This window comes from Serratia sp. H1w (assembly GCF_000633355.1).
Taxonomy (GTDB): Bacteria; Pseudomonadota; Gammaproteobacteria; order Enterobacterales; family Enterobacteriaceae; genus Chania.
The window spans coordinates 13,650-26,089 of sequence record NZ_AYMQ01000086.1 but is presented as its reverse complement, the minus strand read 5'-3'; the positions used below and the strand labels follow the sequence as shown (position 1 = coordinate 26,089).

Below are 12,440 nucleotides of genomic sequence, written 5' to 3'. Positions count from 1 at the left end.
AAGGCCGTGCTGGTGAGAACGTAGGTGTTCTGCTGCGTGGTATCAAGCGTGAAGACATCGAACGTGGTCAGGTACTGGCTAAACCAGGTTCCATCAAGCCACACACCAAATTTGACTCAGAAGTGTATATCCTGAGCAAAGAAGAAGGTGGTCGTCATACTCCATTCTTCAAAGGCTACCGTCCACAGTTCTACTTCCGTACCACTGACGTGACCGGTACCATCGAACTGCCAGAAGGCGTAGAGATGGTAATGCCAGGCGATAACGTGAACATGGTTGTTACCCTGATTCACCCAATCGCAATGGACGACGGTCTGCGTTTCGCAATCCGTGAAGGCGGCCGTACTGTAGGTGCGGGCGTTGTTGCTAAAGTTATCGCTTAATCGCGAATAATTTTTCAACGTTAAAAGAGGGCACTTCGGTGCCCTTTTTTTATACATTTTTTTACCAATGTTAATTGAAATAAAAACGATTCTTATTTAGACTTATTGCATTGGTTAAGAAGTGAGTCTCTCTATGTACGTATGTCTGTGTAATGCCGTGTCTGACAAAGCGATCCGTAAAGCGGTACGTCAGCACAATCCCCATACCATGAAGCAACTGCGTGAGCTGGTGCCGATTGGTACCGACTGTGGTAAATGCATTCGGCAGGCAAGGCAAATTATGGTGGAGGAACGCGCAACCCTGATCCCTATGCACGAAGTCGCCTAATAAATAGTAGGGTTATTTTTTGACTCTTGGCCCGCAGCTTCTACACTTTTAGAACTGCCCAGGAGGATTTATCTATGAAAGGCGATAAAAAGATCATTGCTCACCTCAACAAGCTGCTCGGTAACGAGCTGGTTGCCATCAATCAATACTTCCTGCACGCGCGTATGTTCAAAAATTGGGGCCTGATGCGTCTCAATGAAAAGGAATATCACGAGTCGATCGATGAGATGAAACACGCCGATCGTTATATCGAGCGTATCCTATTCCTCGAAGGATTACCGAACCTGCAAGATCTCGGCAAGTTGAATATCGGCGAAGATGTCGAAGAGATGCTGAGGTCCGATTTGGCTCTGGAGTTGGATGGAGCCAAAAACCTGCGGGAAGCCATCGCCTATGCCGACTCTATCCATGATTACGTCAGCCGCGATCTGATGAAAGAGATTTTGGCCGATGAAGAAGGGCACATCGACTGGCTGGAAACCGAGCTGAGCCTGATCGAACGCTTGGGCATCCAAAACTATTCCCAGGCGCAGGTGCTGGAACGCAAAGACTGATACGACCCCTCACCCTAACCCTCTCCCACAGGGAGAGGGGACTGTACGTGCCACAATTGACCCCCCGCATTTGACCTTAACACGGGCGCAGCAAGCGGCGCCCCTACGCCGTGTCACATTACCCGCCAACAACGCTGAACCGGCTCCCTCGCCCTTTGGGAGAGGGTTGGGGTGAGGGGAAAAAACCGCCAAACCCATAAAATCACCTCATGCTGAGCATATTTCCGTCTGCGACTTGCAAACGAGCCTGTTTTGCGTATAATGCGCGGGCCTACCTAATCTTGATAGGCCTGATTTTAGCGAATCAGTCGATTGGCAGGTTGGTTTTGCCCTTCGAACAATACTCCCGATATGGGGGTTATATGTTGACGATTACACTCCCCCATCAATCGAAATGGGTGTGAGGAGTAATTATTTACGTTTATAAATAATTGGAGCTCTGGTCTCATGCAGAACCAAAGAATCCGTATCCGCCTGAAAGCGTTTGATCATCGTCTGATCGATCAATCAACTGCGGAAATCGTCGAGACTGCCAAGCGCACTGGTGCGCAAGTCCGTGGTCCGATCCCGCTGCCAACTCGCAAAGAGCGCTTTACCGTTCTGATCTCTCCGCACGTCAACAAAGACGCGCGTGATCAGTACGAGATCCGCACTCACAAGCGTCTGGTTGACATCGTTGAGCCAACTGAGAAAACCGTTGATGCTCTGATGCGTCTGGATCTGGCTGCCGGTGTAGACGTGCAGATCAGCCTGGGTTAATCAGGTCATTGACGATTGAGAGGTTGAAACAATGATTGGTTTAGTCGGTAAAAAAGTGGGCATGACTCGTATCTTCACTGAAGATGGCGTTTCTATCCCAGTAACCGTGATTGAAATTGAAGCGAACCGCGTGACTCAGGTTAAAGACCTGGACAACGACGGATACCGTGCCATTCAGGTCACTACCGGTAGCAAAAAAGCTAACCGTGTGACCAAACCGGAAGCGGGTCATTTCGCTAAAGCTGGCGTCGAAGCTGGCCGTGGTCTGTGGGAATTCCGCCTTGAAGAAGGTCAAGAGTTCGCTGCAGGTCAAGAAATCAGCGTAGAAATCTTCGCTGACGTTAAAAAAGTCGATGTTACCGGTACTTCCAAAGGTAAAGGTTTTGCTGGCACTGTAAAGCGCTGGAACTTCCGTACTCAGGATGCGACCCACGGTAACTCCTTGTCTCACCGCGTTCCGGGTTCTATCGGTCAGAACCAGACTCCGGGCAAAGTGTTCAAAGGCAAGAAAATGGCTGGCCACCTGGGTGACGAGCGTGTAACCGTTCAAAGCCTGGACGTAGTACGTGTTGACGCTGAGCGCAACCTGCTGCTGGTTAAGGGTGCTGTACCGGGCGCAACCGGTGGCAACCTGATCGTTAAACCAGCTGTGAAGGCGTAAGGGGATAGCAATGGAATTAGTATTGAAAGACGCGCAAAGCGCGCTGACTGTTTCCGAAACTACCTTCGGTCGTGATTTCAACGAAGCGCTGGTACACCAGGTTGTTGTTGCTTATGCAGCAGGTGCCCGTCAAGGTACCCGTGCTCAGAAGACCCGTGCTGAAGTAACTGGTTCCGGTAAAAAACCGTGGCGCCAGAAAGGTACAGGCCGTGCGCGTTCAGGCACTGTTAAGAGCCCGATCTGGCGTTCTGGTGGTGTAACCTTCGCTGCGAAGCCACAAGACCACAGTCAGAAAGTAAACAAAAAGATGTACCGCGGCGCGCTGAAAAGCATCCTGTCCGAACTGGTACGTCAAGATCGTCTGATCGTTGTCGAGAAGTTCTCTGTAGAAGCGCCTAAAACTAAGCTGCTGGCACAGAAACTGAAAGATATGGCCCTGGAAGATGTGCTGATCGTGACCGGTGAACTGGATGAGAATCTGTTCCTGGCAGCTCGCAACCTGTACAAGGTTGACGTGCGCGATGTAGCAGGTATCGACCCAGTTAGCCTGATCGCCTTCGACAAAGTGGTTATGACTGCTGATGCTGTGAAGCAAGTTGAGGAGATGCTGGCATGATCCGTGAAGAACGTTTGCTGAAAGTGCTGCGTGCACCGCACGTATCTGAAAAAGCATCCGCTGCGATGGAAAAAAGCAACACCATCGTACTCAAAGTTGCCAAAGACGCGACCAAAGCAGAAATCAAAGCTGCTGTGCAGAAACTGTTTGAAGTCGAAGTCGAAGACGTTAACACCCTGGTAGTTAAAGGGAAAGTGAAGCGTCAAGGTCAGCGTGTTGGTCGTCGTAGCGACTGGAAAAAAGCTTACGTCACCCTGAAGGAAGGCCAGAACTTGGACTTCATCGGCGGCGCAGAGTAAGTCGGAGGAGTAAGAACAATGGCAATTGTTAAATGTAAACCTACATCTCCGGGTCGTCGCCACGTTGTTAAAGTGGTTAACCCTGAGCTGCACAAGGGTAAACCTTATGCCCCGCTGCTTGAGAAACTGAGCAAAAGCGGTGGCCGTAACAACAATGGCCGTATCACCACCCGTCATATCGGTGGTGGCCACAAGCAACATTATCGTCTGGTTGACTTCAAACGCAACAAAGATGGTATCCCTGCAGTGGTTGAGCGTCTGGAGTACGATCCGAACCGTTCCGCGAACATCGCGCTGGTTCTGTACAAAGACGGCGAACGCCGTTACATCCTGGCGCCGAAAGGCCTGAAAGCTGGTGACCAGATCCAATCTGGTGTTGATGCTGCAATCAAAGCGGGTAACGCCCTGCCTATGCGCAACATCCCAGTAGGTTCAACGGTTCATAACGTAGAAATGAAACCAGGTAAAGGCGGCCAGATGGCTCGTTCTGCTGGTGCCTACGTTCAGATCGTCGCTCGTGATGGTTCCTACGTAACTCTGCGTCTGCGTTCAGGCGAAATGCGTAAAGTTCCAGTTGATTGCCGCGCCACCCTGGGTGAAGTCGGTAACGCTGAACATATGCTTCGCGTACTGGGTAAAGCAGGTGCTGCACGTTGGCGTGGTGTTCGTCCTACCGTTCGCGGTACGGCGATGAACCCAGTCGATCACCCGCACGGTGGTGGTGAAGGTCGTAACTTTGGTAAGCACCCGGTAACTCCGTGGGGCGTTCAGACCAAAGGTAAGAAGACCCGTAGCAACAAGCGTACTGACAAGTTCATCGTACGTCGCCGTAGTAAAAAATAATTAGAGGATAAGCCATGCCACGTTCTCTCAAGAAAGGTCCTTTTATTGACCTGCACTTGCTGAAGAAGGTAGAGAAAGCGGTGGAAAGCGGTGACAAGAAGCCTTTGCGCACTTGGTCCCGTCGTTCAACGATCTTTCCTAACATGATCGGTTTGACCATCGCTGTCCATAATGGTCGTCAGCACGTACCAGTATTTGTTTCCGATGAAATGGTCGGTCACAAACTGGGTGAATTCGCGCCGACTCGTACTTATCGCGGCCATGCGGCTGATAAAAAAGCTAAAAAGCGCTAAGGTAGGAGGAAGAGATGGAAACTATCGCTAAACATCGCCACGCTCGTTCTTCTGCTCAGAAGGTTCGCCTTGTTGCAGACCTGATCCGCGGTAAGAAAGTGTCGCAAGCTCTGGAAACTCTGGCCTACACCAACAAGAAAGCTGCTGGTCTGGTCAAGAAAGTGCTGGAGTCTGCCATTGCTAACGCAGAACACAACGATGGCGCTGACATCGATGATCTGAAAGTCACGAAAATCTTCGTAGACGAAGGCCCAAGCATGAAGCGCATTATGCCTCGTGCAAAAGGTCGTGCAGATCGCATCCTGAAGCGCACCAGCCACATTACTGTGGTTGTGTCCGATCGCTGAGACTCTGGAGACTAGCAATGGGTCAGAAAGTACATCCTAATGGTATTCGCCTGGGTATTGTCAAACCTTGGAACTCTACTTGGTATGCGAATACCAAAGAATTCGCTGACAACCTGGACAGCGACTTTAAAGTTCGCCAATTCTTGACTAAAGAACTGGCGAAAGCTTCCGTTTCTCGCATCGTTATCGAGCGTCCAGCGAAGAGCATCCGTGTGACTATTCACACCGCTCGTCCTGGCATCGTTATCGGCAAGAAAGGTGAAGATGTCGAAAAACTGCGTAAGGTCGTAGCGGATATCGCTGGCGTTCCTGCGCAAATTAACATCGCCGAAGTCCGTAAACCGGAACTGGACGCAAAATTGGTTGCTGACAGCATCACTTCACAGCTGGAACGTCGCGTTATGTTCCGTCGTGCTATGAAGCGTGCTGTACAGAACGCAATGCGTCTTGGCGCTAAAGGTATCAAAGTTGAAGTAAGCGGCCGTCTTGGCGGTGCTGAAATCGCGCGTACCGAATGGTACCGTGAAGGTCGTGTTCCGTTGCATACACTGCGTGCGGATATCGATTACAACACATCTGAAGCGCACACCACTTATGGTGTAATCGGCGTTAAGGTATGGATCTTCAAAGGTGAGATCCTGGGTGGTATGGCTGCAGTTGAACAACCGGAACCGGCTGCTCAACCTAAAAAGCAGCAGCGTAAAGGCCGCAAGTAAGGAGAGTCGCTGATGTTACAACCAAAGCGTACAAAATTCCGTAAGGTGCACAAGGGCCGCAACCGTGGTCTGGCGCAAGGTACGGATGTTAGCTTCGGCACTTTCGGTCTGAAAGCTGTTGGCCGTGGCCGTCTGACTGCTCGTCAAATCGAAGCAGCTCGTCGTGCAATGACTCGTGCAGTGAAGCGTCAAGGTAAGATCTGGATCCGTGTATTCCCGGACAAACCAATCACCGAGAAGCCTCTTGAAGTGCGTATGGGTAAAGGTAAGGGTAACGTGGAATATTGGGTTGCCCTGATCCAACCTGGCAAAGTCCTGTACGAAATGGACGGCGTTCCAGAAGAAGTCGCCCGTGAAGCATTCAAGCTGGCAGCAGCTAAACTGCCGATCAAAACCACCTTTGTAACTAAGACGGTGATGTAATGAAAGCACAAGAGCTGCGTGAAAAAAGTGTTGAAGAGCTGAACACTGAGCTGCTCAACCTGCTGCGTGAGCAATTTAACTTGCGCATGCAGGCGGCGAGTGGCCAACTGCAACAAACTCACCTGTTGAAACAAGTGCGTCGTAATGTCGCACGCGTTAAGACTTTACTGACTGAAAAGGCGGGTGCGTAAAATGACTGATATTATCCGTACTCTGCAAGGTCGTGTTGTTAGTGACAAAATGGAGAAATCCATGGTTGTTGCTATCGAACGCACGGTGAAGCACCCGATCTACGGGAAATTCATCAAGCGTACGACTAAGCTGCATGTACATGATGAGAACAACGAATGTGGTATCGGTGACGTGGTAGAAATCCGCGAATGCCGTCCACTGTCCAAGACTAAGTCATGGACGTTGGTTCGCATTGTAGATAAAGCGATTCTGTAATAGAGTAGCTGACTCTAACTTAATAAACGGCTCAGAAAATGAGCCGTTTATTTTTTCTACCCATACTCTGGAAGCGGTGTTATAATGCTGCGCCCTCGGTTATGGGGCTTTTCAACGATCTAGTAATAGATCCTAAAGTTGTAGTTGACATTAGCGGAGCACTAACATGATCCAAGAACAGACTATGCTGAACGTGGCCGACAACTCCGGTGCACGTCGCGTAATGTGTATCAAGGTTCTAGGTGGCTCGCACCGTCGCTACGCAGGCATCGGCGACGTCATCAAAATTACCATCAAGGAAGCAATTCCTCGCGGTAAGGTGAAGAAAGGCGATGTGCTGAAGGCGGTAGTGGTGCGCACCAAGAAGGGTGTACGTCGCCCGGACGGTTCTGTCATTCGCTTCGATGGTAATGCATGCGTTATTTTAAACAATAACAGCGAGCAACCTATCGGTACGCGTATTTTTGGGCCGGTAACTCGTGAACTGCGTAATGAGAAGTTCATGAAAATTATCTCTCTGGCACCAGAAGTACTCTAAGGAGCGAACCATGGCAGCGAAAATCCGTCGTGATGACGAAGTTATCGTGCTTACCGGGAAAGACAAAGGTAAACGCGGTAAAGTAAAAAATGTCCTGTCTGCTGGTAAGGTCATTGTTGAAGGTATCAACCTGGTTAAGAAACATCAGAAGCCGGTCCCGGCCCTGAACCAACCAGGTGGCATTGTTGAAAAAGAAGCTGCTATTCAGGTTTCCAACATTGCGCTGTTCAACTCGGCTACCGGTAAGGCTGACCGTGTAGGCTTTAGATTCGAAGACGGCAAAAAAGTCCGTTTCTTCAAATCAAATAGCGAAACTATCAAGTAATTTGGAGTATGACGATGGCGAAACTGCATGATTACTACAAAGACGAGGTAGTCAAACAACTGATGTCTCAGTTTGATTACAACTCTGTCATGCAAGTCCCTCGGGTCGAGAAGATCACCCTGAATATGGGTGTTGGTGAAGCGATCGCTGACAAGAAACTGCTGGATAATGCAGCAGCTGACTTGGCAGCAATCTCCGGTCAAAAGCCGTTTATCACCAAAGCACGCAAATCTGTTGCAGGCTTCAAAATCCGCCAGGGCTATCCGATCGGCTGTAAAGTAACTCTGCGTGGCGAACGCATGTGGGAGTTCTTTGAGCGTCTGATTTCCATTGCTGTTCCACGTATCCGTGACTTCCGTGGCTTGTCCGCCAAGTCATTCGATGGCCGTGGTAACTACAGCATGGGTGTGCGTGAGCAAATCATCTTCCCAGAAATCGACTACGACAAAGTCGATCGCGTACGTGGTTTGGATATTACCATTACCACTTCTGCGAACTCTGATGATGAAGGCCGCGCGCTGTTGGCTGCTTTTAACTTCCCGTTCCGCAAGTAAGGCAGGGTTACTGATGGCTAAGCAATCAATGAAAGCACGCGAAGTCGTTCGCGTGAAACTGGCTGACAAGTACCGCGCTAAACGCGAGGAATTGAAAGCTATCATTTCTGGTGTGAACTCTTCCGACGAAGATCGTTGGGATGCGGTTCTCAAGCTCCAGTCTCTGCCGCGTGATTCCAGCCCGTCTCGTCAGCGTAAACGCTGCCGTCAAACTGGCCGTCCACATGGTTATGTGGGCAAGTTCGGGTTGAGCCGTATCAAGCTACGTGAAGCCGCTATGCGCGGTGAAGTACCAGGCTTGAAAAAGGCTAGCTGGTAATTACCAATTGAATCACGGGAGTAAAGACAGATGAGCATGCAAGATCCGATCGCGGATATGCTGACCCGTATCCGTAACGGTCAAGCCGCGAACAAAGTTGCGGTCACCATGCCTTCCTCCAAGCTGAAAGTGGCAATTGCCAACGTGCTGAAGGAAGAAGGTTTTATTGAAGATTTCAAAATTGAAGGCGACACCAAGCCTGTACTGGAACTGGTACTGAAGTACTTCCAGGGCAAGGCAGTGGTAGAAAGCATTCAGCGTATCAGTCGTCCAGGTCTGCGCATCTATAAGAAAAAAGATGCACTGCCAAAAGTTATGGCCGGTCTGGGTATCGCTGTTATTTCTACCTCTAAAGGTGTTATGACCGATCGTGCAGCTCGCCAAGCTGGTCTTGGTGGCGAGATTATCTGCTACGTAGCTTAATTCGGGAGGAAAGAATGTCTCGTGTTGCAAAAGCACCCGTCGTCATTCCTGCCGGCGTAGAGGTAAAACTCAACGGTCAGGTTATTTCGATTAAGGGTAAGAACGGCGAGCTGACTCGTACAGTCCATGACGCTGTTATCGTTACGCAAGAAGCTAACGCACTGACTTTCGCTCCGCGCGAAGGTTTTGCCAATGCATGGGCCCTCGCGGGTACCACGCGCGCTCTGCTGAACGCAATGGTTGTCGGTGTTACCGATGGTTTCACCAAAAAGCTTCAACTGGTAGGTGTTGGTTATCGTGCTGCTGTTAAAGGCAACGTGGTGAATTTAGCCCTGGGCTTCTCTCACCCAATCGATCACCAGCTGCCAGCAGGTATTACTGCTGAATGCCCTAGCCAAACTGAAATCGTGCTGAAAGGCGCTGATAAGCAGGTTATTGGCCAGGTTGCTGCAGATCTGCGTGCCTACCGCCGTCCTGAGCCTTACAAAGGCAAAGGTGTCCGTTACGCCGACGAAGTCGTGCGTACCAAAGAGGCTAAGAAGAAGTAAGGTAACACTATGGATAAGAAATCTGCTCGTATCCGTCGTGCGACCCGCGCACGCCGTAAGCTCAAAGAACTGGGTGCAACCCGCCTGGTGGTACATCGTACCCCGCGTCACATTTACGCACAGGTCATTGCTCCAAATGGTTCTGAAGTACTGGTAGCCGCTTCTACTTTAGAAAAAGCTATCACTGAGCAATTGAAGTACTCCGGTAACAAAGACGCAGCAGCAGCCGTTGGTAAAGCACTGGCTGAGCGCGCGTTGGAAAAAGGGATTGCGAAAGTATCCTTTGACCGTTCCGGTTTCCAATATCATGGTCGAGTCCAGGCACTGGCAGATGCTGCCCGTGAAGCTGGCCTTCAGTTCTAAGGAAGAGGTTTAAGATGGCTCACATCGAAAAACAAGCTGGCGAACTGCAGGAAAAGCTGATCGCGGTAAACCGCGTATCTAAAACCGTAAAAGGTGGCCGTATTTTCAGCTTTACCGCACTGACAGTCGTTGGTGATGGTAACGGTCGCGTTGGTTTTGGCTACGGCAAAGCACGCGAAGTTCCAGCAGCGATCCAGAAAGCGATGGAAAAAGCCCGTCGCAACATGATGAATGTCGCGCTGAACAGCGGCACCCTGCAGCATCCTGTTAAAGGTGCTCATACGGGTTCCCGTGTGTTCATGCAGCCAGCTCATGAAGGTACCGGTATCATCGCGGGTGGTGCAATGCGCGCCGTTCTCGAAGTTGCTGGGGTGCACAACGTACTGGCTAAAGCTTATGGTTCCACCAACCCGATCAACGTGGTTCGTGCAACTATCGACGCTTTGGCTAATATGAAGTCTCCTGAAATGGTCGCTGCCAAGCGTGGTAAATCCGTTGCAGACATTCTGGGGTAATTGACCATGGCTAAGACTATCAAAGTTACACAAGTTCGCAGCTCCATTGGCCGTCTGCCGAAGCATAAAGCTACACTGCTCGGTCTGGGTCTGCGTCGTATTGGTCACACCGTAGAGCGCGAGGATACTCCTGCTGTACGCGGTATGATCAACCTGGTTTCCTACATGGTTAAGGTTGAGGAGTAACAGATGCGTTTAAATACTCTGTCTCCGGCTGAAGGTGCCAAGCATGCGCCGAAGCGTGTAGGTCGTGGTATTGGTTCTGGCCTGGGTAAAACCGCTGGTCGTGGTCACAAAGGTCAGAACTCACGTTCTGGCGGTGGCGTACGTCGTGGTTTTGAAGGTGGTCAGATGCCTTTATATCGTCGTTTGCCGAAATTCGGCTTCACCTCTCGCAAAGCTATGATCACGGCAGAAGTTCGTCTGTCTGAACTGGCTCTTGTTGAAGGCGACGTAATCGACCTGAACACGCTGAAAGCCGCTAACGTTGTTGGTACCCAGATCGAGTTCGCGAAAGTTATGCTTTCTGGCGAAATCACTCGTCCGGTTACCCTGCGTGGTCTGCGTGTCACCAAAGGCGCTCGTGTTGCTATCGAGGCGGCTGGCGGTAAAATTGAGGAATAAGTAAGCTGATGGCTAAGCAACCAGGATTAGATTTTCAAAGTGCTAAAGGCGGACTCGGCGAGCTGAAGCGCAGACTTTTGTTTGTAATCGGCGCGCTGATTGTTTTCCGTATTGGCTCTTTCATTCCGATTCCTGGTATCGATGCCACTGTGCTTGCCAAACTGCTCGAACAGCAGAGAGGCACTATCATTGAAATGTTTAACATGTTCTCTGGTGGTGCTCTCAGCCGTGCTTCTATTTTTGCTCTGGGGATCATGCCGTACATTTCGGCGTCGATCATTATCCAGTTACTGACGGTGGTTCACCCAGCGTTGGCGGAAATCAAGAAAGAAGGGGAGGCTGGCCGTCGCAAGATTAGTCAGTACACCCGTTACGGTACGCTGGTGTTGGCCATATTCCAGTCGATCGGTATTGCTACCGGTTTGCCGAATATGCCTGGTATGCAGGGCCTGGTGTTAAATCCAGGCTTTGCCTTCTACTTTACTGCGGTTGTGAGCTTGGTGACCGGGACAATGTTCCTGATGTGGCTGGGTGAGCAGATTACTGAGCGTGGTATCGGTAACGGTATCTCAATCATTATCTTCGCGGGTATTGTGGCGGGTCTTCCGCCAGCAGTTGGCCATACTATTGAGCAAGCTCGGCAAGGCGACCTGCACTTCCTCTTGTTGCTGTTGGTTGCAGTATTGGTGTTTGCAGTAACCTTCTTCGTTGTTTTCATTGAACGTGGTCAACGTCGTATCGTCGTTAACTATGCCAAACGTCAACAAGGACGTCGTGTTTACGCAGCACAGAGCACACACTTACCGTTGAAAGTGAACATGGCAGGGGTAATCCCGGCAATCTTCGCTTCCAGCATTATTCTGTTCCCTGCCACGATTGCATCATGGTTTGGGGGCGGTACCGGTTGGAACTGGCTGACAACGATTTCGCTGTATTTGCAGCCTGGACAACCGCTTTATGTGTTACTCTATGCGTCTGCAATCATCTTCTTCTGTTTCTTCTACACGGCGTTGGTGTTTAACCCGCGTGAAACAGCAGATAACCTGAAGAAGTCCGGTGCCTTCGTACCAGGAATTCGTCCGGGAGAGCAAACGGCGAAGTATATCGATAAAGTGATGACGCGTTTAACCCTGGTGGGCGCGATGTACATTACTTTCATCTGCCTGATCCCGGAGTTCATGCGTGATGCAATGAAAGTACCATTCTACTTTGGTGGTACCTCGCTACTGATCGTGGTTGTCGTCATCATGGACTTTATGGCTCAAGTGCAAACTCTGATGATGTCAAGTCAGTACGAGTCTGCATTGAAGAAAGCAAACCTGAAAGGCTATAACCGCTAATCAGGCGTGTTTGAGAAGTTACGGAGAGTAAAAATGAAAGTTCGTGCTTCCGTCAAGAAATTATGTCGTAACTGCAAAATCGTTAAGCGTAACGGTGTCGTTCGTGTGATTTGCAGCGCCGAGCCGAAGCATAAACAGCGTCAAGGCTGATTATCTCGCATATTTTTCTTGCAAAGTTGGGTTGAGCTGGCTAGATTAGCCAGCCAATCTTTTGTATGTAGC

The 12,440-nt window shown here is 50.2% G+C and carries 25 protein-coding genes and 1 pseudogene; all 26 read left to right on the top strand.

Translation table 11 applies throughout. The features are described from left to right. Positions 1 to 383, top strand: a pseudogene (gene tuf / locus U869_RS0119770) (elongation factor Tu); the annotation flags it as partial. Between the two features lie 133 nt (positions 384 to 516). Next, a complete protein-coding gene (bfd, locus tag U869_RS0119765; protein WP_025123458.1) occupies positions 517 to 711 on the top strand; it encodes a bacterioferritin-associated ferredoxin in 195 nt (64 codons plus the stop codon). 74 nt (positions 712 to 785) lie between these two features. Beyond that, positions 786 to 1,265, top strand: a complete 480-nt coding sequence (gene bfr, locus U869_RS0119760; protein WP_025123457.1) for a bacterioferritin — start codon at positions 786 to 788, stop codon at positions 1,263 to 1,265. Between the two features lie 447 nt (positions 1,266 to 1,712). Beyond that, positions 1,713 to 2,024: a 30S ribosomal protein S10 gene (gene rpsJ, locus U869_RS0119755; protein ID WP_001181005.1), complete on the top strand. Its 312-nt coding sequence runs from the start codon at positions 1,713 to 1,715 to the stop codon at positions 2,022 to 2,024. A 31-nt stretch (positions 2,025 to 2,055) separates the two neighbouring features. Then, a complete protein-coding gene (gene rplC / locus U869_RS0119750; protein WP_004956193.1) occupies positions 2,056 to 2,685 on the top strand; it encodes a 50S ribosomal protein L3 in 630 nt (209 codons plus the stop codon). A gap of 10 nt (positions 2,686 to 2,695) precedes the next feature. Further along, positions 2,696 to 3,301, top strand: a complete 606-nt coding sequence (rplD, locus tag U869_RS0119745) for a 50S ribosomal protein L4 (protein ID WP_021182230.1) — start codon at positions 2,696 to 2,698, stop codon at positions 3,299 to 3,301. Beyond that, on the top strand, positions 3,298 to 3,600 hold the full coding sequence (gene rplW, locus U869_RS0119740) for a 50S ribosomal protein L23 (protein ID WP_021182229.1): 303 nt from the start codon (positions 3,298 to 3,300) through the stop codon (positions 3,598 to 3,600). The genes rplD and rplW overlap by 4 nt, the downstream gene beginning before the upstream one ends. Before the next feature lie 18 nt (positions 3,601 to 3,618). Beyond that, positions 3,619 to 4,443, top strand: coding sequence for a 50S ribosomal protein L2 (rplB, locus tag U869_RS0119735; RefSeq protein ID WP_025123456.1), 825 nt, complete (start codon positions 3,619 to 3,621; stop codon positions 4,441 to 4,443). A gap of 14 nt (positions 4,444 to 4,457) precedes the next feature. Continuing rightward, positions 4,458 to 4,736 (top strand): 30S ribosomal protein S19, encoded by a 279-nt coding sequence (gene rpsS, locus U869_RS0119730; protein WP_004929772.1) that lies wholly within the window; start codon positions 4,458 to 4,460, stop codon positions 4,734 to 4,736. Between the two features lie 14 nt (positions 4,737 to 4,750). After that, the gene (gene rplV / locus U869_RS0119725) at positions 4,751 to 5,083 is read left to right on the top strand and encodes a 50S ribosomal protein L22 (protein ID WP_004391423.1); all 333 of its coding nucleotides are present in this window, start codon (positions 4,751 to 4,753) and stop codon (positions 5,081 to 5,083) included. Between the two features lie 17 nt (positions 5,084 to 5,100). Beyond that, the gene (rpsC, locus tag U869_RS31555) at positions 5,101 to 5,799 is read left to right on the top strand and encodes a 30S ribosomal protein S3 (RefSeq protein ID WP_004956187.1); all 699 of its coding nucleotides are present in this window, start codon (positions 5,101 to 5,103) and stop codon (positions 5,797 to 5,799) included. A 12-nt stretch (positions 5,800 to 5,811) separates the two neighbouring features. Further along, a complete protein-coding gene (rplP, locus tag U869_RS31550) occupies positions 5,812 to 6,222 on the top strand; it encodes a 50S ribosomal protein L16 (protein WP_004929764.1) in 411 nt (136 codons plus the stop codon). After that, positions 6,222 to 6,413, top strand: a complete 192-nt coding sequence (gene rpmC, locus U869_RS0119710; protein ID WP_002218942.1) for a 50S ribosomal protein L29 — start codon at positions 6,222 to 6,224, stop codon at positions 6,411 to 6,413. Before rplP ends, rpmC begins: the two co-directional genes overlap by 1 nt. Before the next feature lies 1 nt (position 6,414). Then, positions 6,415 to 6,669 (top strand): 30S ribosomal protein S17, encoded by a 255-nt coding sequence (gene rpsQ / locus U869_RS0119705; protein WP_021182227.1) that lies wholly within the window; start codon positions 6,415 to 6,417, stop codon positions 6,667 to 6,669. A 166-nt stretch (positions 6,670 to 6,835) separates the two neighbouring features. Then, positions 6,836 to 7,207, top strand: coding sequence for a 50S ribosomal protein L14 (gene rplN, locus U869_RS0119700; RefSeq protein WP_020837240.1), 372 nt, complete (start codon positions 6,836 to 6,838; stop codon positions 7,205 to 7,207). A gap of 10 nt (positions 7,208 to 7,217) precedes the next feature. Beyond that, the gene (gene rplX / locus U869_RS0119695; protein WP_021808126.1) at positions 7,218 to 7,532 is read left to right on the top strand and encodes a 50S ribosomal protein L24; all 315 of its coding nucleotides are present in this window, start codon (positions 7,218 to 7,220) and stop codon (positions 7,530 to 7,532) included. A 14-nt stretch (positions 7,533 to 7,546) separates the two neighbouring features. Next, a complete protein-coding gene (rplE, locus tag U869_RS0119690) occupies positions 7,547 to 8,086 on the top strand; it encodes a 50S ribosomal protein L5 (RefSeq protein WP_021182225.1) in 540 nt (179 codons plus the stop codon). 13 nt (positions 8,087 to 8,099) lie between these two features. Continuing rightward, positions 8,100 to 8,405: a 30S ribosomal protein S14 gene (rpsN, locus tag U869_RS0119685; protein ID WP_021182224.1), complete on the top strand. Its 306-nt coding sequence runs from the start codon at positions 8,100 to 8,102 to the stop codon at positions 8,403 to 8,405. A gap of 30 nt (positions 8,406 to 8,435) precedes the next feature. Further along, positions 8,436 to 8,828, top strand: coding sequence for a 30S ribosomal protein S8 (rpsH, locus tag U869_RS0119680; RefSeq protein ID WP_021182223.1), 393 nt, complete (start codon positions 8,436 to 8,438; stop codon positions 8,826 to 8,828). A gap of 14 nt (positions 8,829 to 8,842) precedes the next feature. Then, positions 8,843 to 9,376, top strand: a complete 534-nt coding sequence (gene rplF, locus U869_RS31545) for a 50S ribosomal protein L6 (RefSeq protein ID WP_025123455.1) — start codon at positions 8,843 to 8,845, stop codon at positions 9,374 to 9,376. A gap of 9 nt (positions 9,377 to 9,385) precedes the next feature. Further along, complete coding sequence (gene rplR / locus U869_RS31540; RefSeq protein ID WP_021182221.1) at positions 9,386 to 9,739, top strand: 50S ribosomal protein L18; 354 nt, start codon at positions 9,386 to 9,388, stop codon at positions 9,737 to 9,739. A gap of 14 nt (positions 9,740 to 9,753) precedes the next feature. Further along, complete coding sequence (rpsE, locus tag U869_RS0119665; RefSeq protein WP_004929747.1) at positions 9,754 to 10,254, top strand: 30S ribosomal protein S5; 501 nt, start codon at positions 9,754 to 9,756, stop codon at positions 10,252 to 10,254. A gap of 6 nt (positions 10,255 to 10,260) precedes the next feature. Further along, on the top strand, positions 10,261 to 10,440 hold the full coding sequence (gene rpmD, locus U869_RS31535) for a 50S ribosomal protein L30 (protein ID WP_004956161.1): 180 nt from the start codon (positions 10,261 to 10,263) through the stop codon (positions 10,438 to 10,440). 3 nt (positions 10,441 to 10,443) lie between these two features. Beyond that, positions 10,444 to 10,878 carry a 50S ribosomal protein L15 gene (gene rplO / locus U869_RS0119655; RefSeq protein WP_021182219.1) on the top strand — a complete coding sequence of 145 codons (435 nt, stop codon included), beginning with the start codon at positions 10,444 to 10,446 and terminating at the stop codon, positions 10,876 to 10,878. 8 nt (positions 10,879 to 10,886) lie between these two features. Further along, a complete protein-coding gene (gene secY, locus U869_RS0119650; protein WP_021182218.1) occupies positions 10,887 to 12,218 on the top strand; it encodes a preprotein translocase subunit SecY in 1,332 nt (443 codons plus the stop codon). Between the two features lie 33 nt (positions 12,219 to 12,251). Then, positions 12,252 to 12,368 (top strand): 50S ribosomal protein L36, encoded by a 117-nt coding sequence (rpmJ, locus tag U869_RS30955; RefSeq protein ID WP_002227352.1) that lies wholly within the window; start codon positions 12,252 to 12,254, stop codon positions 12,366 to 12,368. Positions 12,369 to 12,440: the final 72 nt, after the last annotated feature.

Coding starts and splice junctions, on each gene's coding strand:
- rplC (WP_004956193.1), top strand. CDS start 2,056: ATGATTGGTTTAGTCGGTAAAAAAGTGGGCATGACTCGTATCTTCACT.
- rplB (WP_025123456.1), top strand. CDS start 3,619: ATGGCAATTGTTAAATGTAAACCTACATCTCCGGGTCGTCGCCACGTT.
- rpsN (WP_021182224.1), top strand. CDS start 8,100: ATGGCTAAGCAATCAATGAAAGCACGCGAAGTCGTTCGCGTGAAACTG.
- rpsJ (WP_001181005.1), top strand. CDS start 1,713: ATGCAGAACCAAAGAATCCGTATCCGCCTGAAAGCGTTTGATCATCGT.
- rplN (WP_020837240.1), top strand. CDS start 6,836: ATGATCCAAGAACAGACTATGCTGAACGTGGCCGACAACTCCGGTGCA.
- rplV (WP_004391423.1), top strand. CDS start 4,751: ATGGAAACTATCGCTAAACATCGCCACGCTCGTTCTTCTGCTCAGAAG.
- rplR (WP_021182221.1), top strand. CDS start 9,386: ATGGATAAGAAATCTGCTCGTATCCGTCGTGCGACCCGCGCACGCCGT.
- rplF (WP_025123455.1), top strand. CDS start 8,843: ATGTCTCGTGTTGCAAAAGCACCCGTCGTCATTCCTGCCGGCGTAGAG.
- rplE (WP_021182225.1), top strand. CDS start 7,547: ATGGCGAAACTGCATGATTACTACAAAGACGAGGTAGTCAAACAACTG.
- rplO (WP_021182219.1), top strand. CDS start 10,444: ATGCGTTTAAATACTCTGTCTCCGGCTGAAGGTGCCAAGCATGCGCCG.
- rpsE (WP_004929747.1), top strand. CDS start 9,754: ATGGCTCACATCGAAAAACAAGCTGGCGAACTGCAGGAAAAGCTGATC.
- rpsQ (WP_021182227.1), top strand. CDS start 6,415: ATGACTGATATTATCCGTACTCTGCAAGGTCGTGTTGTTAGTGACAAA.
- rplW (WP_021182229.1), top strand. CDS start 3,298: ATGATCCGTGAAGAACGTTTGCTGAAAGTGCTGCGTGCACCGCACGTA.
- bfr (WP_025123457.1), top strand. CDS start 786: ATGAAAGGCGATAAAAAGATCATTGCTCACCTCAACAAGCTGCTCGGT.
- bfd (WP_025123458.1), top strand. CDS start 517: ATGTACGTATGTCTGTGTAATGCCGTGTCTGACAAAGCGATCCGTAAA.
- secY (WP_021182218.1), top strand. CDS start 10,887: ATGGCTAAGCAACCAGGATTAGATTTTCAAAGTGCTAAAGGCGGACTC.
- rpsH (WP_021182223.1), top strand. CDS start 8,436: ATGAGCATGCAAGATCCGATCGCGGATATGCTGACCCGTATCCGTAAC.
- rplD (WP_021182230.1), top strand. CDS start 2,696: ATGGAATTAGTATTGAAAGACGCGCAAAGCGCGCTGACTGTTTCCGAA.
- rpmJ (WP_002227352.1), top strand. CDS start 12,252: ATGAAAGTTCGTGCTTCCGTCAAGAAATTATGTCGTAACTGCAAAATC.
- rplX (WP_021808126.1), top strand. CDS start 7,218: ATGGCAGCGAAAATCCGTCGTGATGACGAAGTTATCGTGCTTACCGGG.
- rplP (WP_004929764.1), top strand. CDS start 5,812: ATGTTACAACCAAAGCGTACAAAATTCCGTAAGGTGCACAAGGGCCGC.
- rpsC (WP_004956187.1), top strand. CDS start 5,101: ATGGGTCAGAAAGTACATCCTAATGGTATTCGCCTGGGTATTGTCAAA.
- rpmC (WP_002218942.1), top strand. CDS start 6,222: ATGAAAGCACAAGAGCTGCGTGAAAAAAGTGTTGAAGAGCTGAACACT.
- rpmD (WP_004956161.1), top strand. CDS start 10,261: ATGGCTAAGACTATCAAAGTTACACAAGTTCGCAGCTCCATTGGCCGT.
- rpsS (WP_004929772.1), top strand. CDS start 4,458: ATGCCACGTTCTCTCAAGAAAGGTCCTTTTATTGACCTGCACTTGCTG.